The sequence below is a fragment of the Kitasatospora sp. NPDC088548 genome, from assembly GCF_044753005.1.
In the GTDB taxonomy this organism is placed as follows: domain Bacteria; phylum Actinomycetota; class Actinomycetes; order Streptomycetales; family Streptomycetaceae; genus Kitasatospora.
The window spans coordinates 69,617-95,324 of record NZ_JBIVMI010000016.1; the positions used below are offsets into that span (position 1 = coordinate 69,617).

At 72.8% G+C, this 25,708-nt stretch carries 21 protein-coding genes, 1 tRNA gene and 1 pseudogene; 15 read left to right on the forward strand and 8 right to left on the reverse strand.

The window, feature by feature from the left end; genetic code table 11:
• The first annotated feature begins 5 nt into the window (after positions 1-5).
• Together nudC and ACIP82_RS21145 are read left to right on the forward strand one after the other, a co-directional pair.
• Entirely contained in the window at positions 6-947 is a 942-nt protein-coding gene (gene nudC / locus ACIP82_RS21140; RefSeq protein WP_400655145.1) for an NAD(+) diphosphatase, read from the forward strand.
• Between the two features lie 261 nt (positions 948-1,208).
• Positions 1,209-2,078, forward strand: a complete 870-nt coding sequence (locus ACIP82_RS21145; RefSeq protein WP_363610919.1) for a GntR family transcriptional regulator — start codon at positions 1,209-1,211, stop codon at positions 2,076-2,078.
• A gap of 26 nt (positions 2,079-2,104) precedes the next feature.
• Here the strand turns inward: ACIP82_RS21145 and ACIP82_RS21150 are convergent, their stop codons facing one another.
• Positions 2,105-2,362 (reverse strand): mycoredoxin, encoded by a 258-nt coding sequence (locus ACIP82_RS21150; RefSeq protein WP_363610921.1) that lies wholly within the window; start codon positions 2,360-2,362, stop codon positions 2,105-2,107.
• 209 nt (positions 2,363-2,571) lie between these two features.
• Between ACIP82_RS21150 and ACIP82_RS21155 the strand changes: the two genes are divergently transcribed.
• The 4 genes from ACIP82_RS21155 to ACIP82_RS21170 all read left to right on the forward strand — a co-directional run bounded on the left by ACIP82_RS21155 (position 2,572) and on the right by ACIP82_RS21170 (position 6,503).
• The gene (locus ACIP82_RS21155) at positions 2,572-4,815 is read left to right on the forward strand and encodes an ATP-dependent DNA helicase UvrD2 (protein WP_400655149.1); all 2,244 of its coding nucleotides are present in this window, start codon (positions 2,572-2,574) and stop codon (positions 4,813-4,815) included.
• Between the two features lie 291 nt (positions 4,816-5,106).
• Positions 5,107-5,571, forward strand: a complete 465-nt coding sequence (locus tag ACIP82_RS21160) for a hypothetical protein (RefSeq protein WP_363610925.1) — start codon at positions 5,107-5,109, stop codon at positions 5,569-5,571.
• A gap of 168 nt (positions 5,572-5,739) precedes the next feature.
• Positions 5,740-6,108, forward strand: coding sequence for a WhiB family transcriptional regulator (locus tag ACIP82_RS21165; protein ID WP_400655151.1), 369 nt, complete (start codon positions 5,740-5,742; stop codon positions 6,106-6,108).
• A gap of 149 nt (positions 6,109-6,257) precedes the next feature.
• Positions 6,258-6,503: a hypothetical protein gene (locus tag ACIP82_RS21170; RefSeq protein WP_400655260.1), complete on the forward strand. Its 246-nt coding sequence runs from the start codon at positions 6,258-6,260 to the stop codon at positions 6,501-6,503.
• An 85-nt stretch (positions 6,504-6,588) separates the two neighbouring features.
• Here ACIP82_RS21170 and ACIP82_RS21175 read toward each other — a convergent pair whose 3' ends face one another.
• Together ACIP82_RS21175 and ACIP82_RS21180 are read right to left on the reverse strand one after the other, a co-directional pair.
• Complete coding sequence (locus ACIP82_RS21175; protein WP_400655154.1) at positions 6,589-8,001, reverse strand: ABC1 kinase family protein; 1,413 nt, start codon at positions 7,999-8,001, stop codon at positions 6,589-6,591.
• Positions 8,002-8,705: 704 nt separating this feature from the next.
• Complete coding sequence (locus ACIP82_RS21180; protein WP_400655156.1) at positions 8,706-9,794, reverse strand: ThiF family adenylyltransferase; 1,089 nt, start codon at positions 9,792-9,794, stop codon at positions 8,706-8,708.
• A gap of 450 nt (positions 9,795-10,244) precedes the next feature.
• On the opposite strand from ACIP82_RS21180, the pseudogene ACIP82_RS21185 reads away from it, so the two are divergent.
• Positions 10,245-10,796, forward strand: a pseudogene (locus ACIP82_RS21185) (M48 family metallopeptidase); the annotation flags it as partial.
• Positions 10,797-10,900: 104 nt separating this feature from the next.
• On the opposite strand, the gene ACIP82_RS21190 reads toward ACIP82_RS21185, so the two are convergent.
• Both ACIP82_RS21190 and ACIP82_RS21195 read right to left on the reverse strand, forming a co-directional pair.
• The gene (locus tag ACIP82_RS21190) at positions 10,901-11,488 is read right to left on the reverse strand and encodes an NUDIX hydrolase (protein ID WP_400655158.1); all 588 of its coding nucleotides are present in this window, start codon (positions 11,486-11,488) and stop codon (positions 10,901-10,903) included.
• A complete protein-coding gene (locus ACIP82_RS21195) occupies positions 11,485-13,020 on the reverse strand; it encodes a zinc-dependent metalloprotease (RefSeq protein ID WP_400655160.1) in 1,536 nt (511 codons plus the stop codon). The genes ACIP82_RS21190 and ACIP82_RS21195 overlap by 4 nt, the downstream gene beginning before the upstream one ends.
• Before the next feature lie 210 nt (positions 13,021-13,230).
• On the opposite strand from ACIP82_RS21195, the gene ACIP82_RS21200 reads away from it, so the two are divergent.
• From ACIP82_RS21200 to ACIP82_RS21215, 4 genes are all read left to right on the forward strand, one after another.
• Positions 13,231-14,379 (forward strand): NAD-dependent epimerase/dehydratase family protein, encoded by a 1,149-nt coding sequence (locus ACIP82_RS21200; protein WP_363604622.1) that lies wholly within the window; start codon positions 13,231-13,233, stop codon positions 14,377-14,379.
• A 156-nt stretch (positions 14,380-14,535) separates the two neighbouring features.
• Positions 14,536-14,976 carry a molybdenum cofactor biosynthesis protein MoaE gene (locus tag ACIP82_RS21205; protein ID WP_363604623.1) on the forward strand — a complete coding sequence of 147 codons (441 nt, stop codon included), beginning with the start codon at positions 14,536-14,538 and terminating at the stop codon, positions 14,974-14,976.
• A gap of 212 nt (positions 14,977-15,188) precedes the next feature.
• On the forward strand, positions 15,189-15,389 hold the full coding sequence (locus ACIP82_RS21210; protein WP_363604624.1) for a hypothetical protein: 201 nt from the start codon (positions 15,189-15,191) through the stop codon (positions 15,387-15,389).
• Positions 15,390-15,431: 42 nt separating this feature from the next.
• A complete protein-coding gene (locus tag ACIP82_RS21215; protein WP_363604625.1) occupies positions 15,432-16,511 on the forward strand; it encodes a PDZ domain-containing protein in 1,080 nt (359 codons plus the stop codon).
• 21 nt (positions 16,512-16,532) lie between these two features.
• Here the strand turns inward: ACIP82_RS21215 and ACIP82_RS21220 are convergent, their stop codons facing one another.
• Complete coding sequence (locus ACIP82_RS21220) at positions 16,533-17,096, reverse strand: PPA1309 family protein (protein ID WP_400655164.1); 564 nt, start codon at positions 17,094-17,096, stop codon at positions 16,533-16,535.
• A 176-nt stretch (positions 17,097-17,272) separates the two neighbouring features.
• On the opposite strand from ACIP82_RS21220, the gene ACIP82_RS21225 reads away from it, so the two are divergent.
• The 3 genes from ACIP82_RS21225 to ACIP82_RS21235 all read left to right on the forward strand — a co-directional run bounded on the left by ACIP82_RS21225 (position 17,273) and on the right by ACIP82_RS21235 (position 22,743).
• The gene (locus tag ACIP82_RS21225) at positions 17,273-20,269 is read left to right on the forward strand and encodes a UPF0182 family protein (RefSeq protein ID WP_363604628.1); all 2,997 of its coding nucleotides are present in this window, start codon (positions 17,273-17,275) and stop codon (positions 20,267-20,269) included.
• A 56-nt stretch (positions 20,270-20,325) separates the two neighbouring features.
• Positions 20,326-20,399: transfer RNA gene (locus ACIP82_RS21230), tRNA-Met, on the forward strand.
• Positions 20,400-20,757: 358 nt separating this feature from the next.
• Positions 20,758-22,743, forward strand: coding sequence for a tetratricopeptide repeat protein (locus ACIP82_RS21235; RefSeq protein ID WP_400655166.1), 1,986 nt, complete (start codon positions 20,758-20,760; stop codon positions 22,741-22,743).
• 31 nt (positions 22,744-22,774) lie between these two features.
• Here ACIP82_RS21235 and ACIP82_RS21240 read toward each other — a convergent pair whose 3' ends face one another.
• A complete protein-coding gene (locus ACIP82_RS21240; protein ID WP_400655168.1) occupies positions 22,775-23,194 on the reverse strand; it encodes a Fur family transcriptional regulator in 420 nt (139 codons plus the stop codon).
• 105 nt (positions 23,195-23,299) lie between these two features.
• On the opposite strand from ACIP82_RS21240, the gene ACIP82_RS21245 reads away from it, so the two are divergent.
• Positions 23,300-24,781 (forward strand): catalase, encoded by a 1,482-nt coding sequence (locus tag ACIP82_RS21245; protein WP_363604631.1) that lies wholly within the window; start codon positions 23,300-23,302, stop codon positions 24,779-24,781.
• 55 nt (positions 24,782-24,836) lie between these two features.
• Here the strand turns inward: ACIP82_RS21245 and hisN are convergent, their stop codons facing one another.
• Positions 24,837-25,634: a histidinol-phosphatase gene (hisN, locus tag ACIP82_RS21250; RefSeq protein ID WP_363604632.1), complete on the reverse strand. Its 798-nt coding sequence runs from the start codon at positions 25,632-25,634 to the stop codon at positions 24,837-24,839.
• Positions 25,635-25,708: the final 74 nt, after the last annotated feature.

The window sequence follows — 25,708 nt, forward strand, 5'->3', positions numbered from 1 at the left end:
ACGAAGTGAGCACCGTGCCTGAGACCGAACGCCCGCGGCACCTGGCGCTGGCCCGGGTCGGGGTGGACCGGGCGGCCCAGCACCGGTTCGACGAACCCTGGCTGGCGGCCGCGTGGAGCCACCCGAACACCAAGGTCCTGCCGATCGCCGGGGGCGAGGCGTTCGTGGTGGACACCGGGAACGGCACCGAACTGGTCCTGCTGCCCTCCTTCGAGGCGCCGCAGACCGGTGACCGCTACTTCCTGGGCACCGACGAGGACGGCGTCTCGTACTTCGCACTGGCCGGCGAGAGCCTGCCCGGGCGGCTGGACGGCGACGCCCGGCCGGCCGGGCTGCGCGAGGTCGGCGGGCTGCTCTCCGACCGGGACGCCGGGCTGCTGGTGCACGCCGTCGCGCTGGAGCACTGGCACCGGCTGCACAGCTTCTGTTCGCGCTGCGGGCACCCGACCGAGAAGGCCGGTGCCGGGCACATCCGCCGCTGCACCTCCTGCGCGGCCGAGCACTACCCGCGCACCGACCCGGCGGTGATCATGATGATCACCGACGAGCAGGACCGCTGCCTGCTCGGCCGCCAGGCCATCTGGCCGGAGGGCCGCTGGTCGACCCTGGCCGGCTTCGTGGAGCCGGGGGAGTCGATCGAGCAGGCCGTGATCCGCGAGGTCTTCGAGGAGGCCGGTGTGCGGGTCGCCGAGGTTGGCTACGTCGCCAGCCAGCCCTGGCCGTTCCCGTCCAGCCTGATGCTGGGCTTCATGGGCAAGGCGGCCCCGGACGGGACGGCGATCACGGTGGACGGCGAGGAGCTGGCCGAGGCGCGCTGGTTCTCCCGGGAGGAGCTGCGGGCCGGGATGGCGGCGGGCGAGATCCTGCCGCCGTCCGGGATTTCGATCGCACGTCACCTGGTCGAACTCTGGTACGGCGAACCGCTGCCGTCGGCGGCGCGCTGGTAATGCGGCGAAATGGGGCGTGCGGATAAATTCGTGCGCCCCAATTTTCCGTTTCGAGCCCCGTGCTGCTCGGGTCATCGCGGTCCTGGCCGTCGGGGCCGGTTGCTGCGGCCGAGGCCCGGCCGACCTGCCGTGCGGATGTTCGTATCCGGAGGGACCTAGGCCCCCGGGGGAGGGCGTGCGCCCCGGGTGCGCCGTCACCGATACGGAGGACATTGCCGGAATCGGCCGGACGGGGTCACCTCCCTCGCTACATTCACTCGGGTGACAATTCCACGGGGCACCGCCCAATCCCCCAAATACCAGCGTCTCGCCGCCGATCTGCGCCGCCGGATCGCCGAGGGCGAGTTCACCGCCGACGCGGCCCTGCCGGTCGAGAGCGAACTGGAGCGACAGTACGGAGTCGCCCGCAACACCGTCCGGCTGGCCGTCGACGTGCTGGTCAACGAGGGCCGGCTGGTCCGCCTCCAGGGCAAGGGCACCTATCTCCGGGAGCATCCCGTCCTGGACCACCGCGCCTTCGGCCCCACCCTGCCGCCCGCGCCACGGGACTGTCTGGCCGTGCCCACCGCCGTCTACCTCGGCGAGGCCGTCGAGGCCGGCCGGGAGCTCACCGTCGACTTCGAGATGATGATCGTCCGGGCCCGGGTCGACATCGCCGAGCGGCTCGGACTGCGGCCCGGCGAGGCCATCGTGGTCCGCCGCCAGCTGCGGATGCTGGACCGCGAGCCGTACTCGATCGAGGAGAGCCACTACCGGGCCGGCCTCGCCGCGGGCACCCCGCTGATGGAGCCCGACCAGATCGACGGCGGGGACGAGGCGGTGCTCGCCGTGCTCGGCCGCACCGAGATCGGCGCCGTCGACCACCTGGTCGCCCGGATGCCGGGGCCGGAGGAGGCGCAGTGGTTCCAGGGCGGCCCCGGGGTGCCGCTGATGGTCCAGACCCGGGTCACCTACGACCGGCGCGGGCCCGTCCGGGTCATCGAGACCCGCTACTCGGCCGACCGCAGCCGGCTCGTCTACGGCGTGGGCGACCTCGCCGCCCGCGCCTCGCTGCCCGCGCCCGCCACCCCGGTGGACCCGGCCAGGGCGGACCAGGCCAGGGCGGACGCGGCCCGGGCCGACGCGCCGTAGCGCACCGGCCCGGGGACGCCGTGGACTCAGGCCGCGAGGGCCTTCTTGACCTGGATCAGGCTCGGGTTGGTCATCACGACCCGCTCGCCGCCGCCGACCGGCTGCACCAGCACGGTCGGGACGGTCTGGTTGCCGTTGTTGACGGACTCGACGAAGGACGCCGACGCCGGGTCCTCCTCGATGTTGATCTCGGTGTAGCCGATGCCTTCACGGTCCAGCTGGCTCTTGAGTCGGTTGCAGTACCCGCACCAGGTCGTGCTGTACATCGTGACGCTGCCGGACATCGAGGGGGCTCCTTCGGGAGGGGGCGTACGGTCTCAGGCGAGAACGTCCGCCGCGCGACGGTCATTCCGCGGACGCCCGGAGTGAGGGGCGACCTCTCACCCTTGGGGGCGCAGCCGCCATTCCGCACGCCGGGAGGCGTGGTGATCATCCTGCGATCACACCGCGCCTGTGGACAAGCCCGCCCGAGTTGTCCCACCGGGCTGAGAGGATGGAAGGCATGCAGGAAGACCTCTTGAGCGGCAGCCCGTTCGACGACTACCGGGCCCCCTCCGGCCCCGACGCGGTGCTCGCCGGGCTCGACCCCGAGCAACGGGCCGTCGCCACCGCCCTGCAGGGGCCCGTCTGCGTCCTGGCCGGCGCCGGCACGGGCAAGACGCGCGCCATCACCCACCGGATCGCCTACGGCGTGCGCAGCGGGGTCTACCAGCCCCAGCAGGTCCTCGCGGTCACCTTCACCGCCCGCGCCGCCGGCGAGATGCGCGGCCGGCTGCGCCAGCTCGGCGCCGAGGGCGTCCAGGCCCGCACCTTCCACGCCGCCGCGCTGCGCCAGCTCCAGTACTTCTGGCCGCGCGCCGTCGGCGGGCCGGTGCCCCAGCTGCTGGAACGCAAGGTCCAGCTGGTCGCCGAGTCCGCGGGACGCTGCGGGCTGCGGGTCCAGCGCACCGAACTGCGCGACCTCACCGCCGAGATCGAATGGGCCAAGGTCACCCAGATCGGCCCCGACGACTATCCGGCCGCGGTGCAGAAGTCGGGCCGCGACGCCCCCCGCGACCCGGCCGAGACCGCCCAGGTCTACCGGGTCTACGAGGAGACCAAGAGCCGCCGCGGCGTCATCGACTTCGAGGACGTCCTGCTGCTGACCGCCGCCATCCTGGAGGACCGCCCGGACATCGCCGACCAGGTCCGCACCCAGTACCGGCACTTCACCGTCGACGAGTACCAGGACGTCTCCCCGCTCCAGCAGCGGCTGCTCGACCAGTGGACCGGCCCCGGCGGCGGCGCCAGCCTCTGCGTCGTCGGCGACGCCAGCCAGACCATCTACTCCTTCACCGGCGCGACCCCCGACTACCTGCTGAACTTCCGCACCCGCCACCCCGAGGCGACGGTGGTCAAGCTGGTCCGCGACTACCGCTCCACCCCGCAGGTCGTCCACCTCGCCAACGGCCTGCTCGCACAGGCCCGCGGCCAGGCCGCCCGGCACCGGCTGGAGCTCGTCTCGCAGCGCGAGGCCGGCCCCGAACCCGTCTACACCGAGTACGAGGACGAGCCGACCGAGGCCGAGACCACCGCCCGCCGGATCAAGGAGCTGCTGGCCTCGGGCGTGCGGGCCAGCGAGGTCGCCGTGCTGTTCCGCACCAACGGCCAGTCCGAGGTCTACGAGCAGGCGCTCGCCGACCTCGGCGTCTCCTACCAGCTCAAGGGCGCCGAGCGGTTCTTCGAGCGGCCCGAGGTCCGCGACGCCGGAGTGCTGCTGCGCGGCGCCGCCCGGGCCGGCTCCGACCCGCTCACCGACGGCGCCCCCGGGCTGGCCGCCCAGGTCCGTGCCGTCCTCGCCACCCGGGGCTTCACCCCCGAGCCGCCGGCCGGCTCCGGCGCGGTGCGCGAGCGCTGGGAGTCGCTGGCCGCGCTGGTCCGGCTCGCCGAGGAGTTCGAGCGCACCCGGACCGCCGACGGACAGAGCGCCGACCTCGCCGCGTACGTCGCCGAACTCGACGCCCGCGCCGCCGCCCAGCACGCACCCGCGGTGGAGGGCGTCACCCTGGCCTCGCTGCACGCCGCCAAGGGCCTGGAATGGGACGCGGTCTTCCTGGTCGGCCTCACCGAGGGCACGCTGCCGATCATCTACGCCAAGACCGACGAGCAGATCGAGGAGGAGCGTCGGCTGCTCTACGTCGGCGTCACCCGCGCCCGCAAGCACATCTCGCTCTCCTGGGCGCTCTCCCGCTCCCCGGGCGGCCGGGCCAGCCGCAAGCCGACGCGCTTCCTGGACGGCCTGCGGCCGAACTCCGGCGCACCGGGCGCACGCGCCGGAGGCCGGAGCGGGCGGGGCGGCGTCGAGCCCGGCGAGCGCTCCGCCGGGCGCCGGGTGCGCGGGCCGGTCAAGTGCCGGGTCTGCGAGCGGGTGCTCACCGAGGCGGTCGAACGCAAGCTGCGCCGGTGCGAGAGCTGTCCCTCCACGATGGACGAGGGGCTGTACGAGCGGCTGCGCGAGTGGCGGGCCGGGCAGGCGAAGAAGCAGGGCGCGCCGGCCTACGTCGTCTTCACCGACGCGACGCTGATGGCGATCGCCGAGGACGTCCCCGCGAACCGGCAGGAGCTGGCCGTGATCTCGGGGGTCGGTGCGATGAAGCTGGACAAGTACGGGGCCGCCGTGCTCTCGTTGTGCGCGGGGGAGGAGCCCGAGGACGATCCGGTCGACGTCGAGGACGGCGATCCGGCCGAACCGGCCTGAGCCGGACCGGGCTGGTCCGAGCCGGCCCGGAAGCGGTCGCCCGGGGTGCTTCGGAACCCGCCGGGAAACTCGCCGGAAAAATAGTTTGCGCGTCGTACCGGGAGCGCAATAGCCTGCCGGAGCGGTCAAGGGGACGCGATCGTGCGGGGTGACACCTGCGCCTTGTTCCCTTGCGCACCAGAGCCACATCTACAGTTTCACCAGCTCCACCCGCACCACCGAGACAGACATCCGAACAGTTCGAGGCCCGGGAGACCAGGCCTCGCGAGGCGCCGAGAGGAGGCGAAGACAGTGGAAACCATCACGATCACCAAACTGACTGGCCAGACCGTCGTCGCTACCTCCTCCCTGCGTGCCGCCCGCCTGCGGGCTCTCGCCGAGCTGGGTGGAACCGGTCTGGGTCTCGACACCACCGGTGTCTCCGTCGTCCCCGTTGTCAGTGGTCCTGGACACACTGATCTCTGCATCACGGGTGTCACGGGCGGCATCGAAGGCACCTCCGTCGAGACCGGTCTGTCCCGTGACTGGGCGTCGGCCGGCACGTCGCGCTCCCTGCGTGATGAGCGACCGACCCAGGCACCGAAGGCGGCAGTAGCCCTTGCCATGCATGGCGGCTATGCGCAGGTCATCGGTGCCGGAAACGCCCAGAAGCAGAACGAGCAGCAGATTAACCAGGCCAAGGCCGCCTTTACCGGCGCCATGGCCGTCCGGATGCGGGCCTTCCGCGGGCCTGAACCCTGGAGAGAACGAACCTGAGGAAGCCTCAGGTCGGCACCTCCAGGGCCGCGGAACCCGTCACACCGGGATCCGCGGCCCTTCTGTTTTGTCCGGTACGCAAGACCACCCAGGCCCCCCGGGGCCTCCGGCCCAGCCCCACCAGTCAGCTGAGCCGGACCCACTGAAAAGACGAGGAAGACGCCCACAGTGTCCACGGTCATCACACCGCCCATCCCGTCCGTACCGCCGACAAGCCAGAACACCAAGGCCGACCAGGCCGACCCCCCGGAGGTTTCTCTTATGCAGCTCACCTCGATCGAGCAGGCCGAGGCGCTCGGTCTCCCCATCCCGTGCCGCGCCTTCGACCCGGAGGTCTTCTTCGCGGAGACGCCGGCCGACGTCGAGTACGCGAAGTCCCTCTGTGGCACCTGCCCGGTCAAGGACGTCTGTCTGACCGGCGCGCTGGAGCGGCGTGAGCCGTGGGGCGTCTGGGGCGGCGAGCTCTTCGTCCAGGGTGTCGTCGTGGCCCGCAAGCGGCCGCGTGGCCGCCCGCGCAAGACCGAGGTCGCAGCGTGAACCCCGCGCTCGGAGCCGCGGCCGTCCGTCGGGGAGAGCAGCCCCCGCTGGACAGCGCCCTGCGCCGCTCCGTGCGTCTCGCCGCCGCCAAAGCCGACGCAGCCCGCACCGTCCACTTCCCCACGTCGCACCACGAGCAGGACCACGACATGACCGCCGCCGCCATCGATCCGACCGTCCGCGCAGAGCAGACCACCGAACTTCAGATCCAGAACAGGACCCTCGAGATGCAACTTCTCCACGAATCCCTGGCCCGTGCCCATATGCAAGAGCGCTTGCAGGAAGCCGAGCACGAACGGCTCGTCACCCGGATCGCCCGGGCCGGCCGGCTCAAGCAGAAGGCCGAACGCGCCTCGCTGCGCGCCCGCAAGGCCCTCGCCGTCGCGCTGATGTAGGCGCGGGGCCGGATTCGCCCCACCCCCGTCGTGCCGCAGGCCGCTCCCCACCATGGGGAGCGGCCTGCGGCCGTTGTGCCGGGGGTCAGCGCTTGCGGGTGCCGCCGCCGCGCTTCTTCGCGGGCTCCGGCTCCGGCGCCTCGGCCTGGTCGGCGCCCCCGCCCGCGGCCTCGTCCGCGAACTGGGGCAGCCACGCCAGCATCTCCGTACGGAACGGCGCCTTCGCGCCGAGCTGGCAGAGCACCCCGATGGTGCTCAGCGTGACCCGGTGGATCAGCAGGTACGCCGGCGGCAGGTTGAGCTGCTTGCCCAGGTTGTAGGCGGGCGAACGCGGATCGGCGATCCGCGCGGCCTGGGACCGCATCCAGCTGCGGGTGAAGTGGAAGGTGTCCACCGCGGCCGGCTCGATGATCGGCAGCAGGTAGTCGAGCACCGCGTCCGGGTCCAGCTCGATCGAGGGCTTGACGAAGCCCTCCTCGCGCAGCATGTCCAGCACGCCCGCCGCGTCCCCGGCCAGCGCCATCCGCAGCGAGGCGCCGATCGGGGCGGGCAGCCCGCCCGGCAGCCGGTCCACGGTGCCGAAGTCCAGGACCCCGAGCCGCCAGCCTTCCGCCGGGCCGTCGTCCTTGAGCAGCCGGAAGTTGCCAGGGTGCGGGTCGGCATGGAGCAGACCCGTCCGGGACGGGCCCGCGAACAGGAACCGGGCCAGCAGATGCCCGGCCCGGTCGCGCTCCTCCTGGGTGCCGTTCGCGATCACCTCGGCCAGCGGGACGCCGTCCATCCACTCGGTGACCAGTACCTGGTCGGCCTGCGCCACCACCCCGGGCACCACGATGTCCGGATCGCCCGCGAACTCCTCGGCGTGCCGGCGCTGGGCACCGGCCTCCAGCTCGTAGTCCAGTTCCTCGGCGACCCGCTCACGCAGCTCGGTGATCAGCGGCTTGATGTCGAGCCCGGGGATGAGCGGGCCGAGCAGCCAGGCCACCCGGCTCAGCTGGGAGAGGTCGGCCAGCAGCGCGTCCCCCGCGCCCGGGTACTGGACCTTGACCGCGACCTCGCGCCCGTCGTGCCAGACCGCCCGGTGCACCTGCCCGATCGACGCGGCGGCCGCCGGGCGGTCGTCGAAGCTGCGGAACAGCTCGCGCCAGCCCTCACCGAGCCGCTGCTCCAGCGCGGTGTGCACCTTGGCGGCGGGCATCGGGGGAGCGGCGTCCTGGAGCTTGGTGAGCGCGGCCCGGTACGGCCCGGCGACCTCCTCCGGCAGCGCGGCCTCGAAGACGGACAGCACCTGCCCGAACTTCATCGCCCCGCCCTTGAGCTCGCCCAGGACCTTGAACAGCTGGTCCGCGGTGGCCTGTTGCAGCTCGGCGGTCACCACCTCGGCGGAGCGCCCGCCGATCCGCCTGCCCAGTCCGAGCGTTGCCCGGCCGGCTATCCCCAGCGGCAGGGCGGCGAGCCGTGCCGTGCGGGTCACTGCCTTGCGCGGAAGATCGCTCACCCGGGCCTCCAATCCACACGCCCCCGGCACCCCACGACCGGGGGCCGACCATCACTACGCCATTGTGCCCGCTCCCCACTCCGCCCCCGGCCGCATTTGCCACTTGCTGCAACGGTTCACCGGGCACCCGCCTCCGGCCGGTTCCGCCGCTCTCCTCGCGCGCCCCGCCCGGGGCCCGTCCGTCGGCAGAGGGCCAGCAGAGCGCCAGCAGAGGGCCAGGGGTGGGCCTTGCCCGCTGCCGTGGGGCGGAGGGCCGCGCCTCGACCGCACCGGGTGGCGTTGCGCACAGGAAGTCGGTCGGGCCGACTTCCTGTGCGCGGTGGTTCGAGGCGATTGGGCTTCCATTCGGCCCGCCGCCCCGGGCAGCGGGCCGGGTCTGTCGGCTGTTTCGTCGGCCTCGGGCGCTTGCGGCCGAGGCCGACGGGCTGGGCTGGGCTGAGCTTCCGGGGGCCCACCCCCCACCCCCTCCCACCCACCCGCCTCCCGTGATCTTGGCTTGTCGGGCCGGACGGGGAGCGAGCACACCTGCCCGCTCCCGCGCAGCCCACGTGCATGCTCCCGCGCAGCCCACCTGCGCGTTCCCGCGCAGCCCACGTCGGGCCCCGCGTGGTGGCTCGCCGGTCCGGGTCGGCTGCTGCAGCAGCCGACCCGCCAGACGACGGTATTGCCGGCGGACCGCCGGAGTTCCGTCCCTGGGCCTCCGCTCAGTTCGGCGGCAGCGGCTGCCAGAGGCAGCCACAGTCGGGGTGGCCCTTGAGCCGCAACCGACGGGGCATGCCGTCGATGGCGGAGAGTTCGCACCAGCCGTCGACGCTGGGCGGGCGTCCGCCGTCCAGATACACCTGCACATGCAGCGCGGCGAGACCGGCGACGGCCGTCGCGAGGGCGGTGTTACAGGCCGGGGTACGGGCCCGCCCCGGCCCCTCGTCGGCGAGTTGCGCCAGCACCCGGGGCCAGGCCGCGTCCTCGTCCTCCCTCGTCAGCACCAGGCAGTGGCCGCAGGCCGAGCGGCCCGGCACCACCAGCGGCCCGACCACCCCGATCTCCTCCACCACCCCGGCGTACAGATGGGGCACCCCGGCCCGCAGCAGCTGTCTCGCCTCGTAGGTGCCGCCGGCGAACGCGCCGCTGCCGTCCCTCGGCGCCAGCACCACCAGGTCGGGTGGCCCGTTCGGGGCGGCACGGCGGGCGCCCGCCGCCGGGCGGCGCGCCGAGGCCCGCTGGACGGCCTCGCGGGCGGCGCTGGTCCGCAGCCGCCCGACCTCGCCCGGTGGCAGCCCGGCGGGGGAGCAGTCCCCGGGGGTGACCCGGCCGCCGTCCGTCACGGTGACCGTGCCCGTGCCGCCGGCGGCGAGGACGGCGGCGAGCGCCGCCCCGACCCGTCCGGCACCGCGGACCTCCACCCGGGTGTCGGCCCGGCGGGCCAGTACGGCGGGCGCGGCGCCGGGGCTGGAGTGCACCAGGGAGAGCGAGGCGAGGTCCGGCCCGAGCAGTTCGCGATGCGGCTGCGGGAAGCGGGCCAGCGCGCCGCCCACCGCGTCGGCGTCGTCGAGCAGCCCGCCCTGTTCGAGTTCGTCCAGCAGGGCGTCGGCCGGGTCGCGGCCGAAGCCCACCCGTTCACCGGCGTCGAGCAGCGCGGGCCGGTCCCTCGTCCCGTCGACGAGCCCGAGGAAGTCGCACAGGGCCTTGTCGGCGCGTTCGAGCACCCCCGCGTACTGGCGGACGGTGCCGAACTGCAGGGTCTCCGAGTCCCGCCAGCTGCGGGAGAGGGCGGGCTTCAGCACAAGGCGCACGACGGTTCTCCTTCCGATCGTTTCCGGACGGCTGACGGCAGCATGCCCGATCGGCCCGACATCGTGCTGTGCGTTGTCCACAGGTCCGGCCTCATGATCGGAAGATCTGTTCGCACGCCCTGTGGATAACTTGCCGTGCGGTCCCGAGACGGTTTCCGGACACCCGCTGTCGGCTTTTCGTTCCCGATCACTCCACGAAAGATTTCGGCCACGGCAGCGGACTTCTGTCAGTGGTACCGGGTAACGTCGTGTGGCATGGCAGCCGAACGGGACTCCCATCCCCCGGCGTCGCGTCGGCGTGCCCGCGCAGCGTCCGGGTCGCAGGTCGCCGCGCCGAGCACACGCGGGCGCCCGGATCAGCAGCAGAGGCCCCCGCAACCGCCGCAGCCCCCCGCCGCGCAGCCCCCCGAGTCGCATACCGAGCGGTTCGACGGGAAGCATGCCGACCGCTCCCGGGTGGAGGTCCGCCGGAGTGCCCGTCGCAGCCGTACCGTGTCCGCGTACCGCGAGGGCGATCGCACCGTCGTGCTGATCCCGGCCCGGATGTCGCACGCCGAGGAGCAGCGCTGGGTCGCGCAGATGCTGGAGAAGCTGGCCGCCCAGGAGAGCCGCCGGGTCCTCGGGGACGACGCGCTGGCGGCCCGGGCCCGCGAGCTGTCGGCCGCCTACCTGGGCGGTCGCGCCCAGCCGGCCCAGGTGCGCTGGGTCACCAACCAGAACTCGCGCTGGGGCTCCTGCACCCCCAGCGAGCGGACGATCCGGCTCTCGCACCGCCTCCAGGGCATGCCGGAGTACGTCGTCGACTATGTGCTGCTGCACGAGCTCGCCCACCTGCTGGTGCCCGACCACGGCCCCGCCTTCTGGGCGCTGCTGGAGGCGTATCCGCGGACCGAGCGGGCCCGCGGCTATCTGGAGGGTGTGGTCTCGGCGGCCCGGCTGCCGCACATCCCCGGCGCCCGGCATGCGGACCCGGAGCCCGATCCGGCCGAATCCTGCGGCTAGGTTCCCCCGGAGCCGCGCCCGGCTCGGGTCCGGCGGCACGGTGGCGAGGACGGACGAAGGGGGCGCGGGCCGATGCGGCCCGCGCCCCCTTTATCCGTCGTACCTCAGGCCGTCAGCCTCCGGGCCCGTGCCACCAGGTCGCGCACCGAGTGGTCGGTGAGCTCGGGCAGCCGGTCGTAGTCGAACCAGCGCAGGTCCAGTGACTCCTCGCTGATCAGCGCCTGCGCGCCCGGCGGGGCCACCGCGACGTACTGGACGTCCAGGTGGATGTTCTCCGGCTGGTCCTTGCCGGTGCAGCGGACCTGGTGCCGGTCGAGCCTGGTCGGCACCGGCGTGCCGTCGACGGCCAGCAGGGTGAGGTCCGCGATGCCCGACTCCTCGGTGGCCTCGCGCAGTGCGGCGGAGGCCAGGTCCCGGTCGCCCGGCTCGCAGTGGCCGCCCATCTGCAGCCAGATGCCGACCTTGGGGTGCAGGGTGAGCAGCACCCGCCCGGCGGTCGGGTCGACGACCGCCGCGCTGGCGGTGATGTGGGCGGGCAGGCAGGACCGGAACAGCCCCTCGGGCTGCTCGGCGAGGTGGTCCAGGTAGTCGCGGCGCAACCGGTCCTGGTCCGGGTCGGCGGGCTGCCAGCGGCTCAGGGTGCGGACGGCGTCCGCGTGCAGGGCGGACGCGCCCGTCTCGGTGACCGTCATGCGGTGGGCTCGCCCTTCCCGTCGTCGTTCTTGCCGTCCTCGCCGCCGTCCTTGGTGAGGTCGTGCTTCGGGGAGCCGCCCGCGGCCGCCTCGCCGAGCAGCTTGTCGATCGCGTCGAAGTCGATGCCGCCCTCCAGGTCACCGGTGCCCCGGTGCACGAAGGCGTCCGGGTCGTCGAGGTCGGCGGCGGTGGGCAGCATGTCGGGGTGCTGCCAGAGGTCGTCGCGGCCCTCGATGCCGCGGGCGTCGGCGAGCAGTGCCCAGAGCCGGGCGGCGTCGCGCAGCCGGCGCGGGCGCAGCTCCAGGCCGACCAGGGTGGCGAAGGTCTGCTCGGCGGGCCCGCCGGCCGCGCGACGGCGGCGGACGGTCTCGCGCAGCGCGCCGGCCTGCGGCAGGTGCGGCTCGGCGGCGGTGTGCACGACGGCGTCCACCCAGCCCTCGACCAGCGCGAGCGCCGTCTCCAGGCGGGCGAGCGCGGCCTTCTGCTCGGGGGTGTCCTCGGGCTGGAGCAGGCCGCCGGCCAGTGCCTCCTGGAGCGCCTCGGGGTTGCTCGGGTCGAGCTGGCCGGCCAGCTCCTCCATCCGGGAGCTGTCGACCTTGATGCCGCGGGCGTAGGCCTCGACGGCGCCCAGCAGGTGGGCGCGCAGCCACGGCACATGGGCGAACAGACGCTGGTGGGCGGCCTCGCGCAGGGCGAGGTAGAGCCGGACCTCGTCGGCGGGCACGCTCAGGCCCTCGCCGAACTCGGCGACGTTCTGCGGCAGCAGCGCGGCCTTGCCGGCCGGGGCGAGCGGCAGGCCGACATCGGCGGAGCCGACGACCTCGCCGGCGAGCGCGCCGAGCGCCTGGCCGATCTGGGTGCCGAACATGGCGCCGCCCATCGAGCGCATCATGCCCATCAGCGGGCCGGCCATGGCCTGCATCTCCTCGGGCAGGACGCCGCCCATGGCGTTGCCGACGCGCTCGGCGACCGGGTCGACCAGGTCCTTCCAGACCGGCAGGGTGGCCTCGATCCACTCGGCCCGGCTCCAGGCGACGGCGGTGCCGGCGCCGGAGGGGAACTCGGTGGCGCCGTCCAGCCAGAGGTCGGCGAGGCGGACGGCCTCGGCGACGGCCGAGCGTTCGGCGGCGCTGACCGAGCGGTCCTTGCTCTTGCCCTCGGTGGGCTCGGCGACCACGGTCTGGCGGGCGATGTCCTTGGCGAGGTCCCAGTTCACCGGGCCGCCGTCGAACGACAGCATCTGCCCGAGCTGCTGGAAGGCGGCGCCGAGGTCGTTGGGGTTGAGGCCGCCGAACATCGCGGCGAACGGGTTGTCCGCGCCGGGACCGCCGGGAGCGCCGGGTGCCCCGGGCGTACCGGGACCGCCGGGCATGCCCATCCCGAACAGCGCGCCGAAGGGGTTCCCGGCGAAGCCGAACGACGGGGGACCGCTCTGCTCCTGGTCCTTCTTCTTCTGCTCGTCCTCGGGCTTGGCCTTGCCGTCCTCGGGCTCCTCTGGCGGAACGCCGAATCCGAAGGGAAGGTCGCTCACGGGGTCCTCGATCCGGTCGGCCGTCATGCGGGTGGTGGCGGAAAAGTCTCGGCGCCCGAGGAGGTCGGCGGAGTGGGGGACTCGCGGCCGGTGGGCGGCTCCCGCACGGCTGGACCGCGCCGGGTGCACCGCCGGGCCTTCGCCTCGGGCAGGATGGGCGTACGTGACACACGTACGCACGCACATAAAGCTAACCGTGGAGGATGGCCGGTGAGTTCCCCGCCTTCGGACGTTCGCTCTGGGCTGACCGGAGGAGAGGACGCCCTGGACACCACGGCGTCGCCGCCTCCAGCCTACGGCGGGAGACCGCTGACCGTGGCCGTGACCGGCGCCGCCGGTGTCCTCGGCGAACGCGTCGCGGCCCGGCTGGTGGCCTCGCCAGGGGTCAGGAAGGTCCTCGCGGTCGACGACCGGCGCGGGGAGGTGCCCGGCGTGCAGTGGCGCGTCCTGGACGTCCGGGACCCCGCGGTGGCCGAGCGGCTGGCCGGGGTCGACGTGGTGGTCCACCTGGCGATGGACCTCGGCATGGAGTCCGACCCGCGCGCCCGCAGCGCCTACAACGTGCGGGGCGCGCAGACCGTGCTGACCGCCGCCGCGGCCGCCGGGGTGCACCGGGTGGTGCTCTGCACCTCGGCGATGGTCTACGGCGCGCTGGCCGACAACGAGGTCCCGCTGGCCGAGGACTCGGAGCTGCGGGCCACCGAGGAGGCCTCGCTGGTCGGGGACCTGCTGGAGATCGAGCGCCTCGCCCGGCGGGCACCCCGTGCCCACCCGGGGCTGCAGGTGACCGTGCTGCGGCCCGCCGTCGTGGTCGGGCCGGGGGTGGACACCGTGCTGACCCGGCACTTCGAGGCGCCCCGGCTGCTGGTGGTGGCGGGGTCCCGGCCGTGCTGGCAGTTCTGCCACGTGGACGATCTGGCGGCGGCGCTGGAGTACGCGGCGCTGGGGCTGGTCGAGGGGGAGGTCACGGTCGGCTGCGACGGCTGGCTGGAGCAGGAGGACGTGGAGCGGCTGTCGGGCATCCGGCGGATGGAGCTGCCGGCCTCGCTGGCGCTGGGCACCGCGGCCCGGCTGCACCGGCTCGGTCTGACCCCGGCCCCGGCCGGTGACCTCGCCTACACGATGTACCCGTGGGTGGTCTCCGGCAGCCGGCTGCACGAGGCGGGGTGGCGTCCGGTGTACACCAATGAGCAGGTGCTGGCCGAGCTGCTGGCGCAGGTCTCGGGGAAGCACGCGGTGGCCGGCCGCCGGCTCGGCGGCAAGGAGGCCGCCACCAGCCTGGGCGCGGCCGGGGCGACGGTGGCGCTGGTCGGTACGGCCGCGCTGGTGCGCCGGGCCCGCAAGCGGCGGCGCTTCTGACCCGTGCCCGGCCCCCGGCGGCGGCCGTCGGTCTCCGGTCGTCGGCCGTGGCCCACCGGCCGCGACCGGTGGCGGCATTCTCGCGATGCGAAATTTCACCGTCGTGATGCGGAAGACTCTTGTCCGAAAGCGCCAGGGATGGGGAATCATAAGGTCATGTCCGAGAATCACGACCCCATCCGTCTGCTCGCCGTCCGCGACACCCCGCTCTCGCTCGACGAGGTGTACGAGGCGGTCGGCGACGACGCGGCCGGTGGTACGACCGTCTTCGTCGGGACGGTCCGTGACCACGACGGCGGCAAGCCGGTCGCCGCGCTGGAGTACAGCTGTCACCCCACCGCGGAGCAGGAGATGCGCCGGATCGCGGAGAAGGTCGTCGCGGACTTCCCGGTCCGGGCGCTCGCCGCGGTGCACCGGATCGGGCGGCTGGAGATCACCGACAAGGCCGTGATCGTCGCCGTCTCGTGCGCCCACCGCGGGGAGGCGTTCGCCGCCGCCCGCCGGCTGATCGACGACCTCAAGCACGAGGTGCCGATCTGGAAGCACCAGGTGTTCTCCGACGGCGAGGAGGAGTGGGTCGGCGCCGGAGGCTGCTGACCCCGCGTGGCTCGTGTTGCCGCCCCGATGGCGGCCGTGGCGGCTCTGCACGCAGGCGCGCCGGTTCCTCACCCGAACGGGTGTGGCCGGCTGCTCCGAATACTCCCCGGCGGTGAGCCGATCGGCGGTGCCGTAACCCGGGTGGCGCCGTCCGCGTTGTCCGCCGGAGTGGTTAATCTGCTCATAGACACGACGAGCTGGGAGTGACGGATATGGCTGCGCTCGCCTGGTTGATCATTCCGGTTGTCGCCGCGCTGGTCGCCGCCGTCTGGGCGGGGTGGGCCCAGCGGGCGCCGAAGGCCACGGGGGATCCCGCCTCGCTCGCCGAGCACCGGCGCTTCATGGCGGCGATGGAACGCACCACCGCCGACAGCACCGCGGCCACCGGCCCCGGTGAGCGTCCCGGCCGATAGCCCGGCGGGCGTGCTGTCACGCGCGTCCCGTACTGTCGAGGCATGCCACGCCGCTCTGCGACGATGCTCGCCGCCACCCTGCTGCTCATAGCGCTGCTCTGCGTCTCGGTGCTGATGAAGGTGCCGTACACGGAGATGAGCCCGGGGCCGACGTACAACACGCTCGGGACGCAGGACAAGACGGGCACGCCGGTGATCACCATCACCGGCCGCGAGTCGTACCCGACCAGCGGGCACCTCAACATGACCACCGTCCAGGTCACCGGGGCCAAGTACGAGCCCAGCCTGGTCTCCGCCGTGGTCGGGTGGCTGCGGGACGACGTGCTGGTGGTGCCGCACGACAACGTCTACCCGAAGGGGCAGACGGACGCCGACGCCAAGCGGCAGAACGCCGAGGAGTTCGCGTCGTCGGAGGACAGCGCGCGGACGGCGGCGCTCACCGAACTCGGCATTCCGGTGGGCAACGAGCTGATCGTCAAGGCCGTGACGGCCCACAGCCCGGCGGAGGGCGTGCTGCACGCCGGTGACCAGATCGTCGCGATCGACGGCACGCCGGTCTCCACCCTCGAGGGCGTGACCGAGGCGGTCACCAGGCACCAGCCGGGCGAGAAGACGGTCTTCACCGTGGTGCCGCGGGTCAAGGACGGCGGCAAGGCCGATCCGGCGGCGCGCACCGATGTCACCGTCACCACCGCCAAGTCCCCCGAGACGGGCAACGCGATGGTCGGCATCTACCCGGGCATCCGGCACACCTACCCGTTCCAGATCGACATCGGGCTGCAGGACGTCGGCGGGCCGAGCGCCGGCCTGATGTTCTCGCTGGGCATCATCGACAAGCTGACGCCCGACGACCTCACCGGCGGCAAGTTCGTCGCGGGCACCGGCACCATCGACGACTCCGGCAAGGTCGGCCCGATCGGCGGGATATCGATGAAGCTGATCGCCGCCCGGGACGCCGGCGCCGAGTACTTCTTCACCCCGGCCGCCAACTGCACCGAGGCCGCCAAGAACACCCCGTCCGGGCTGACCCTGGTCAAGGCCGAGACGCTGGACGGCGCGCTGAAGTCGCTGGAGCAGATCCGCTCCGGGCAGGCCTCCGCGCTGCCGTCCTGCGTCAAGTAGCCGCGGGCGAGCGCCCGTCGGTCAGGAGAACGTCGCCAGCAGCGCGGCGGTCAGACCCGGCACGAGGTCGGGGCCGGTCAGCACCTCGCGGGCGGTGTCCTTGGATCGCAGCCGCAGGGCGATCTCCTTCTTGCCGTCGCGCAGCACGGCGGCGGTGATCCGCACCTCCTCGCGCTTGGGGTGGCCGGCCACCCAGTCGGCGAGCTGGGCGTCGGTCGCGTTGCGCGGGCGGGACTGCTCGGCGCCGGGCGGCAGCATCAGCCGCTCGACCACCAGGGCGCAGCCGGCCACCGCGGCGGGCCAGGCGATGGTGCCGAGGAACTTGTCCAGCTCCATGCCGTCCGGCAGTTCGTCCTGCTCGACCGGGGTGAGGCCGGGCTCGTCGCCGCCGGAGAGACCGAGCTGCTCGGCGATCCGGGGGTCGGCCTTGCGCAGCTGGGCGCTGTCCACCAGGGCGAACAGCCGGGCCGGGAGGTCCCAGCCGAGGGTGGCGGCGTACTCGTCGATCTCCAGGGCGGCCCGGGTGAGCGGGGTCGCGGCCGGGAGCTTGGAGACGTCGTCGGGGGAAGGGGAGACATCGGACATGCCTCAATCCTCACACGCCGGACCGCCGGGGCGGTGCCGCGTGCCGGGGGGAGGGAGGGGGAACGTTGTCGTAACCGTCTGCTAACGGTGGGAACTCGGCTAAAGCCTGGTTAAGTTGCACTGACGACCGACCCATTTCCAGACGACACAGCTGAGGTGCCACCGTGGTATTCCAGATGCCGGAACGCTCAGGGCCGGGTTTCCGGCGCAGAGTAGGCCCGCCCTCCCGGCGCGCGCGGGTACTCCTGCTGACCCTGGGCGTGCTCGCGGTGCTCTTCCTGCTGTTCGTCATGTTCGCCGGATTCTGGACGGACTGGCTCTGGTTCAAGTCGGTCCACTATTCCTCGGTGTTCACCACCCAGCTCTGGACGAAGATCGGCCTGTTCGCCGTTTTCGGCCTGCTGATGGCGCTGATCGTGGGCGCCAACATCTGGCTGGCGCACCGGCTCCGGCCGCCGCTGTCGGCGATGTCGGTGGAGCAGCAGAGCCTGGACCGCTACCGGGCCGGCCTGGCGCCGTTCAAGCGCTGGGCGCTGATCGGCGTCTCGCTGGTGATCGGCCTGGTGGCCGGTGCCGCGGCGTCCGGCCAGTGGCGGACCTGGCTGCTGTGGACCAATGAGACGTCCTTCGGCGTCAAGGACGCGCAGTTCGGCATGGACGTCTCGTTCTACGCCTTCGAGCTGCCGTTCTACGAGTTCCTGCTGGGCTTCGCGTTCAGCGCGGTGATCGTCTCGCTGCTGACCTCGGTGCTGGTGCACTACCTGTACGGGGGCCTGCGGCTGCAGGGCCCGGGCCGTCGGGCCAGTGCGGGCGCGCAGGGCCACCTGGCGGTGCTGCTGGGTGTGTTCGTGCTGCTGAAGGCGGTCGCGTACTGGCTGGACCGGTACGCGCTGGCCGTGAAGACCGGCTCGTACAAGGGAGTCTCGGGCTGGACGGGCCTGCGTTACGTGGACGCCAACGCGTTCCTGCCGGCCAAGACCATCCTGTTCTTCGTCGCGATCATCTGCGCGGTGCTGTTCTTCCTGACCCCGATCCGCCGCACCTGGGCGCCGGCCCTGATCGGCCTCGGGCTGATGGTGCTGTCGGCGGTGCTGATCGGCGGGGTCTACCCGGCGATCGTGCAGCAGTTCCAGGTCAAGCCGAACGAGCAGGCCAAGGAGACGCCGTACATCCAGAAGAACATCGACGCGACGCGGCAGGCGTACGGCATCGCGGACAGCCAGACCACCCAGTACACCCCGCAGGGTTCGACCACGGCGGAGGCGCTCAAGCCGGACGCGCAGACCATCGCGGACATCCGTCTGCTGGACCCGAACGTGGTCTCCCCGACCTTCCAGTCGATCGAGCAGCAGCGCTCGTACTACGCGTTCCCGTCCACCCTGGACGTGGACCGGTACGGCAAGGGCGAGGGTGCGCAGGACACCGTGATCGGTCTGCGTGAGCTGGACCTCAACGGCGTGCAGCGGAACTGGATCAACGACCACTTCAAGTACACGCACGGCTACGGCGCCGTGGTGGCCAAGGGCAACCAGGTCAACGACAAGGGCCAGCCGGTCTTCACCGAGTCCGGTCTGCCGGCCACCGGTTCGCTGGGCGACTACCAGCAGCGGATCTACTACGGCGAGAAGACGGGCACGTACTCGATCGTCGGCGGGTCCAACCAGGAGATCGACTACACCACCGACTCCGGCGAGAACAAGGAGTACCAGTACACCGCCGGCAGCGGGGTGTCGCTGGACAACCCGATCACCCGTGCCGCGTACGCGGTGAAGTTCGCCGAGCCGCAGATCCTGTACGCGGGCGCGATCACCGACGGCGCCAAGGTGATCTACGACCGGACGCCCAAGGAGCGGGTCGAGAAGGTCGCCCCGTGGCTCTCCATCGACGCCGACCCGTACCCGGTGGTCGAGCCGGGCGTGAACGGGCAGCCGGGCCGGGTGGTCTGGGTGCTGGACGGCTACACCACCTCGGACGGCTACCCGTTCGCGTCCAAGACGACGCTGGGCACGGCCACCAAGGACTCGCTGACCAACCAGCGTGGTGAGCTGCTGACCGTCGCCAACCAGGTCAACTACATCCGCAACTCGGTCAAGGCCACCGTGGACGCGTACACCGGCGAGGTGACGCTCTACCAGTGGGACGAGAACGACCCGGTGCTGAAGACCTGGATGAAGGCGTTCCCGGACACCGTCAAGCCCAAGGCCGACATCCCGGACACGCTGATGCCGCACCTGCGCTACCCGCAGGACATGTTCAAGGTGCAGCGCGACCTGCTCGGCCAGTACCACGTGACGGACGCCAACTCGTTCTTCAACGGCAGCGACATCTGGCAGGTCCCGGTGGACCCGACCAGTGACACCAAGCAGGTCCAGCCGCCGTACTACCTGACGGTGCGGATGCCGGACCCGGCGGTCACCTCGGCCAGCTTCTCGCTCACCAGCACCTTCGTGCCGAGCGGCCGGGACAACCTGGCGGCCTTCATGGCGGTCGACGCGGATCCGGGGCCGGACTACGGGAAGATCCGCATCCTCAAGGTGCCCGGGGACAGCAAGACGCTCGGCCCCAACCTGGTGCAGTCGCAGTTCAACTCCCGGCAGGAGGTGGCCCAGCAGATCACCCTGCTGAAGAGCGGCGGTGACTCCGAGCTGGAGTACGGCAACCTGCTGACCCTGCCGGTCGGCGGCGGACTGCTCAACGTCGAGCCGGTGTACGTGCGTGGCCGCGGCGCCAAGTACCCGACGCTGCAGAAGGTCCTCGCGGTGTACGGGAACGACAACGTGGCGTTCGAGAACACCCTGGAGGAGGCGCTGAAGAAGGTCTTCGCCAACGCCGCCCCCGGGACCACGCCGACCGCGCCGACCAGCCCGGGCACGCCGACCAGCCCGACCGCGCCCACCACGCCGGCGCCCACACCGGGCACCGGCACCGGTACGGCGGCCTCGCCGGAGTTGCAGAAGGCCCTGACGGACCTGGACAAGGCCTACACGGACAGCCAGAACGCGTTGAAGAGCGGTGACTGGGCGGCCTTCGGCCAGGCCCAGAAGGCGATCGGGGACGCGATCAAGGCGGCCGGGGCGGCCCAGCAGAAGGACGGCGGCACCGCGCCGGCCACGCCCGCCCCGACACCCACCCAGGGCACCTCGCCGAGCGCCGGGGCGAGCACGAGCCCCTGAGCTGGGAGAACCGATTCCTGTTCCACCCCGGACCCGTGCTATGGTTCAGCTACCGACGCGGGGTGGAGCAGCTCGGTAGCTCGCTGGGCTCATAACCCAGAGGTCGCAGGTTCAAATCCTGTCCCCGCTACTCAGTAGCACAGAGGCCCGGAGGATTCAATCCTCCGGGCCTCTGGCGTTTTCGCCCGGGGGTGGCAGGGTGCGCTCCGGTAGGATCGACCGTCGCCAATGACGCCGGCATCGGGGTTTGTGGGGCCCAAGTGTCGGGAAATCGACAAAGCGCCGAAGCAATTTCGTCGGCTTCGGGTCTGCCCCGCCGAAATCGGCCGGGGCAGGTGTACGCGGGTTGCGGGTGATGCGACGATGGGGCACATGGGGGACGGTGCACGGCTGCTGACCAGCCGTCGGATCCGGCGGGTCCCCTGGGGGTCCCCCCGGCCGAAGGCTGGGGGAGGATGCCGCGACACTCTGGGGGAGCGGGAGTCGGCATGAGGCTGATCGGCAGGAACGGACCAGGAGCCAAGCCCGCTGCGACCACCGAGGCGGACACCGACGCCTGGGCGGAGAGTCCCGCGAAGCACCCCGGCGCCCTCCCGGCCCAGCGCACCAGCGGCCTGACGGAGCGCCGTCCGGTCGACGGCTACGGCCCGGACAGCCTGGTGCACGTCTCCGCCCGGCAGTTCGCCGCCGGCATCGGCCCGTACGGCGCCGCGGCCGAGGCCGCCGACCGCCCGGGCGAGCGGGGCTCCGCCGGCCTCGACACCGCCGGGCTGGACTCCACCAGCTTCGAGACCGCCCTGGCCGCCCGCGAGCAGGCCGCCCTGGAGGCCCGCCACCGCCAGGCCGCCGACGGGGGCGACGCGGAGGCCGCCGGCCGGCTCGGCACCCTGCTGCTGCGCCGCGGCGACCTGGAGGACGCCGAGCCGTACCTGCGCGGCGCCGCCGCCGCCGGGCTGCGCGCCGCCGCCAACAACCTCGGTGTGCTGCTGCACCAGCAGGGCCACCGGGCCGAGGCCGCCCAGTGGTGGCGGCAGGCCGCGGTGGCCGGCAGCGCGCCCGCCGCGCACGCGCTCGGGCTGCAACTGCGGGACCAGGGCGAGGAGGAGGCCGCCGAGTACTGGCTGCACTTCGCCGCCGACCACGGCCACCCGCTGGGCGCCTACGCGCTGGGCGACCTGATGGAGCACCGGCGCGACGTGCGCGCCGAGCGCTGGTTCAAGGTGTCCGCCGACGCCGGGCACCGGGAGGCCGCCTACCGGCTGGCCCGGATGCGCGAGGCCGCCGGGGACAAGGAGACCGCCGAGACCTGGTACCGCACCGCCGCCGCGCGCAGCCACCCCCGCGCCGCGCTGCGGCTGGGCGTGCTGCTGGAGGAGCGCGCCCGCACCGACCGCTCCCTGCTGGACGAGGCCGCCCGCTGGTACCGGCAGTCGGCGCAGAACGGCGAGCCGCGGGCCGCCTGCGCGCTGGGCTTCCTGCTGCGCGACGCCGGGGACCCGGCGGCCGCCGCCGAGTGGTGGCGGGAGGCCGCCGAGGCGGGGGACGGCAACGCCGCCAACGCCCTGGGGGCGTTGCACGCGAGCCGGGGCGAGGCCAAGGAGGCCGAGCACTGGTACCGCGGCGCGCTGGAGGCGGGCGACCAGAACGGCGCGTTCAACCTCGGTCTGCTCTGCGCCGGCGCGGGCCGGGACCAGCAGGCCGAGCAGTGGTACCGCCGCGCCGCGTACGCCGGGCACCGGGAGGCGTGCAACGCGCTGGCCGTGGTGCTGCTGCAGCGCGGGGACGAGTCGGGTGCCGAGCCGTGGTTCTCCAAGGCGGCCGAGGCGGGCAGCGTGGACGGCGCCTTCAACCTGGGCGTCCTGCACGCCGGGCGCGGGGAGCACCGGCAGGCGTACGAGTGGTACGCGCGCGCCGCCGCCGAGGGGCACGGCGAGGCCGCGCTCCAACTGGCCGTGGTCCAGGAGCAGCGGGGCAACCTGGCCGGCGCGCTGGAGCGCTACCGGCAGGCGGCGGCGGGCGGTTCGGCGGAGGGCGCGTTCCGGCTGGCCTCGGTGCTGGACCGGCGCGGCGACGCGGACGAGGAGGCCGAGCACTGGTACGCGCTCGCGGCGGACGCCGGCCACCGGCGGGCCCAGGTGCGGATGGGTGTGCGGGCGGCCGAGCGGGGTGCGCTGGAGATCGCGGAGAGCTGGTACCGGCGGGCGGCGGAGGCGGGCAGCCGCAGTGCCGCGTTCAATCTGGGGCTGCTGCTGGCCCGGCAGGACAGCGAGGCGGAGGCGATGCTCTGGTACACCCGGGCCGCCGACGCCGGCCACGGGCGGGCGGCGCTGCGGCTGGCCCTGCTGGCGCTGCGGCGCGGCGAGCCGGTGCAGGCGGAGAACTGGTGCCGGCGGGCCGCCGACCACGGTCCGGCCGAGGTGGCGGAGCGGGCCGGGCGGCTGCTGGGCGCGCTGCACGCCGAGCTGAGCGCGTAGCGCCCCGGCGGGGGGCTGTGCCCGTGCGGGCTCAGGGCCCGGTCGTACAGTCCGGACAGAGCCCGCGGTAGGTGATCTCGGCCCCGGAGACGACGAAGCCGAACCGCTCGGAGGCGGGCAGCGAGGCCAGCGGGTCGCCCTGGGGGTGGACGTCGCGGATCGCGCCGCAGCCGGAGCAGACCAGGTGCTGGTGGGCGTGGTGGGCGTTGGGGTCGTACCGCTTGGCGCGGCCGTCGGTGGCGACCTCCAGGACCTCGCCGAGGCAGACGAGTTCGCCGAGCGTGTTGTAGACCGTCGCGCGGCTGATCTCGGGCAGGCGCTCCACGGCGCGGGCGTGCACCTCGTCCGCCGTGAGGTGGACATGCTCACCATCGAGGACCTCGGCCACGACCCGGCGCTGCGAGGTCAGCCGCCACCCACGTCCGCGAAGTCGTTCCAGCAGGTCGTTCATGGATACAGGGTAGGTGACACTCCGAACTTGGTTCCAGTGTTGACTTAGACAAAGTCCAAGTTAGGATCGAGTCGTAACGACCGGATCACGCGGAGGCACCCTCATATGACTACCCAGGACGAGCTGCGCCCCACCCTCACCACGGAGGCGGGTGCCCCCGTCGCCGACAACCAGAACACCGAGACCGCCGGTGTCGGCGGCCCGGCGCTGATCCAGGATCAGCAACTGTTCGAGAAGCTCGCGCACTTCAACCGCGAGCGCATCCCGGAGCGGGTGGTGCACGCCCGCGGCGCCGCCGCGTACGGCACCTTCACGGTGACCGCCGACGTGTCCGCCTACACCCGGGCCGCCTTCCTCTCCGAGGTCGGCAAGCAGACCGAGACGTTCCTGCGGTTCTCCACGGTGGCCGGCAACCTCGGCTCCGCCGACGCCGTCCGCGACCCGCGCGGCTTCGCGCTGAAGTTCTACACCGAGGAGGGCAACTACGACCTCGTCGGCAACAACACCCCGGTGTTCTTCATCAAGGACGCCACCAAGTTCCCGGACTTCATCCACACCCAGAAGCGGGACCCGTACACCGGCTCGCAGGAGGCGGACAACGTCTGGGACTTCTGGGGCCTGTCGCCCGAGGCGACCCACCAGGTGACCTGGCTCTTCGGCGACCGCGGCATCCCGGCGTCCTACCGCCACCTCAACGGCTACGGCTCGCACACCTACCAGTGGCAGAACGAGGCCGGCGAGCACTTCTGGGTCAAGTACCACTTCAAGACCGACCAGGGCATCCGCAACCTGACCGCCGAGGAGGCCGCCAGGCTCGCCGGCGAGGACCCGGACAGCCACCAGCGCGACCTGCGCGAGGCGATCGAGCGCGGCGAGTTCCCGACCTGGACGGTGCAGGTCCAGATCATGCCGGCGGCGGACGCGGCGCAGTACCGCTTCAACCCGTTCGACCTGACCAAGGTCTGGCCGCACGCGGACTACCCGCCGATCGAGATCGGCAAGCTGGAGCTCAACCGCAACCCCGACAACATCTTCGCCGAGGTCGAGCAGTCGATCTTCTCCCCGGCGCACTTCGTGCCCGGCATCGGCCCGTCCCCGGACAAGATGCTGCAGGGCCGTCTGTTCGCGTACGCGGACGCCCACCGCTACCGCGTCGGCATCAACGCCGACCACCTGCCGGTGAACCGCCCGCACGCCACCGAGGCGCGCACCAACAGCCGGGACGGCTCCCTGTACGACGGCCGCCACGGCCGGCAGAAGAACTACGAGCCGAACAGCTTCGGCGGCCCGGTCCAGACCGGCCGTCCGCTCTGGGCCCCGACCCAGGTCACCGGCGGCACCGGCACCCACGAGGCGCCCTCGCACGCCGAGGACAACGACTTCGTGCAGGCCGGCAACCTGTACCGGCTGTTCGACGAGGACGAGAAGCAGCGGCTGATCGCCAACCTGGCCGGCTTCATCGCCAAGGTCTCGGCCGACCGCGACGACATCGTCGAGCGGGCGATCGAGAACTTCCGCAAGGCCGACGCCGACTACGGCCGGCGCCTGGAGGCGGCGGTGCGGGAGCTGCGCAAGCAGCAGCAGTAGGACACCCGGGCGAGCAGCAGGCCCGTGCCTGCTGCTCGCCGGGGGCAGGGGGACCTCAGACGCTGAGGCGGCGCAGGGCCTCCTCGTGCAGCAGGCCGTTGGAGGCGACCGCGTCGGCGCCGCCCGGGCCGGGGATGCCGTCCAGACCGGTGAAGCGGCCGCCGGCCTCCTCGACGATGACGCAGTTGGCGGCCATGTCCCAGAGCGACAGCTCGGGTTCGGCGGCGATGTCGACCGCGCCCTCGGCGACCATCATGTAGGACCAGAAGTCCCCGTAGGCGCGGGTGCGCCAGCAGGCCCGGGTGAGGTCCAGGAACGGGTCGAGACGGCCGCGCTCCTCCCAGCCGGTGAGCGAGGAGTAGGAGAACGAGGCGTCCTCGATCCGGGAGACGCCGGAGACGTGGATCCGGCTCGCCTTGGCCAGGCTGCGGCCGGCGAAGGCGCCGAGGTCCTTGGCCGCCCACCAGCGGCGGTTCAGCGCCGGGGCGGAGACCATGCCGACCACCGGGCGCTCCACGCCGTCCGGGCCGTCCTCCATCAGAGCGATCAGGGTGGCCCAGACCGGCACACCGCGGATGTAGTTCTTGGTGCCGTCGATCGGGTCGATCACCCAGCGACGGGGGCCCGAGCCCTGCAGGCCGAACTCCTCGCCGAGCACCGCGTCGCGCGGGCGGGCGCGCTGCAGCACCCCGCGCACCAGTTCCTCGGCGGCCTTGTCGGCGTCGCTGACGGGGGTGAGGTCGGGCTTGGTCTCGATCTTCAGGTCGAGCGCGCGGAAACGCTCCAGGGTGACCGAGTCGGCCGAGTCGGCGAGGACATGGGCGAGTCGGAGATCGTCGTGGTAATCGGCCATGCCAGAAACCCTAGCGAGCCCGCCCCGATCGGGACAGCCGGGCACGCGGAGCGGACGGCGCCCCGGGGGCCGTC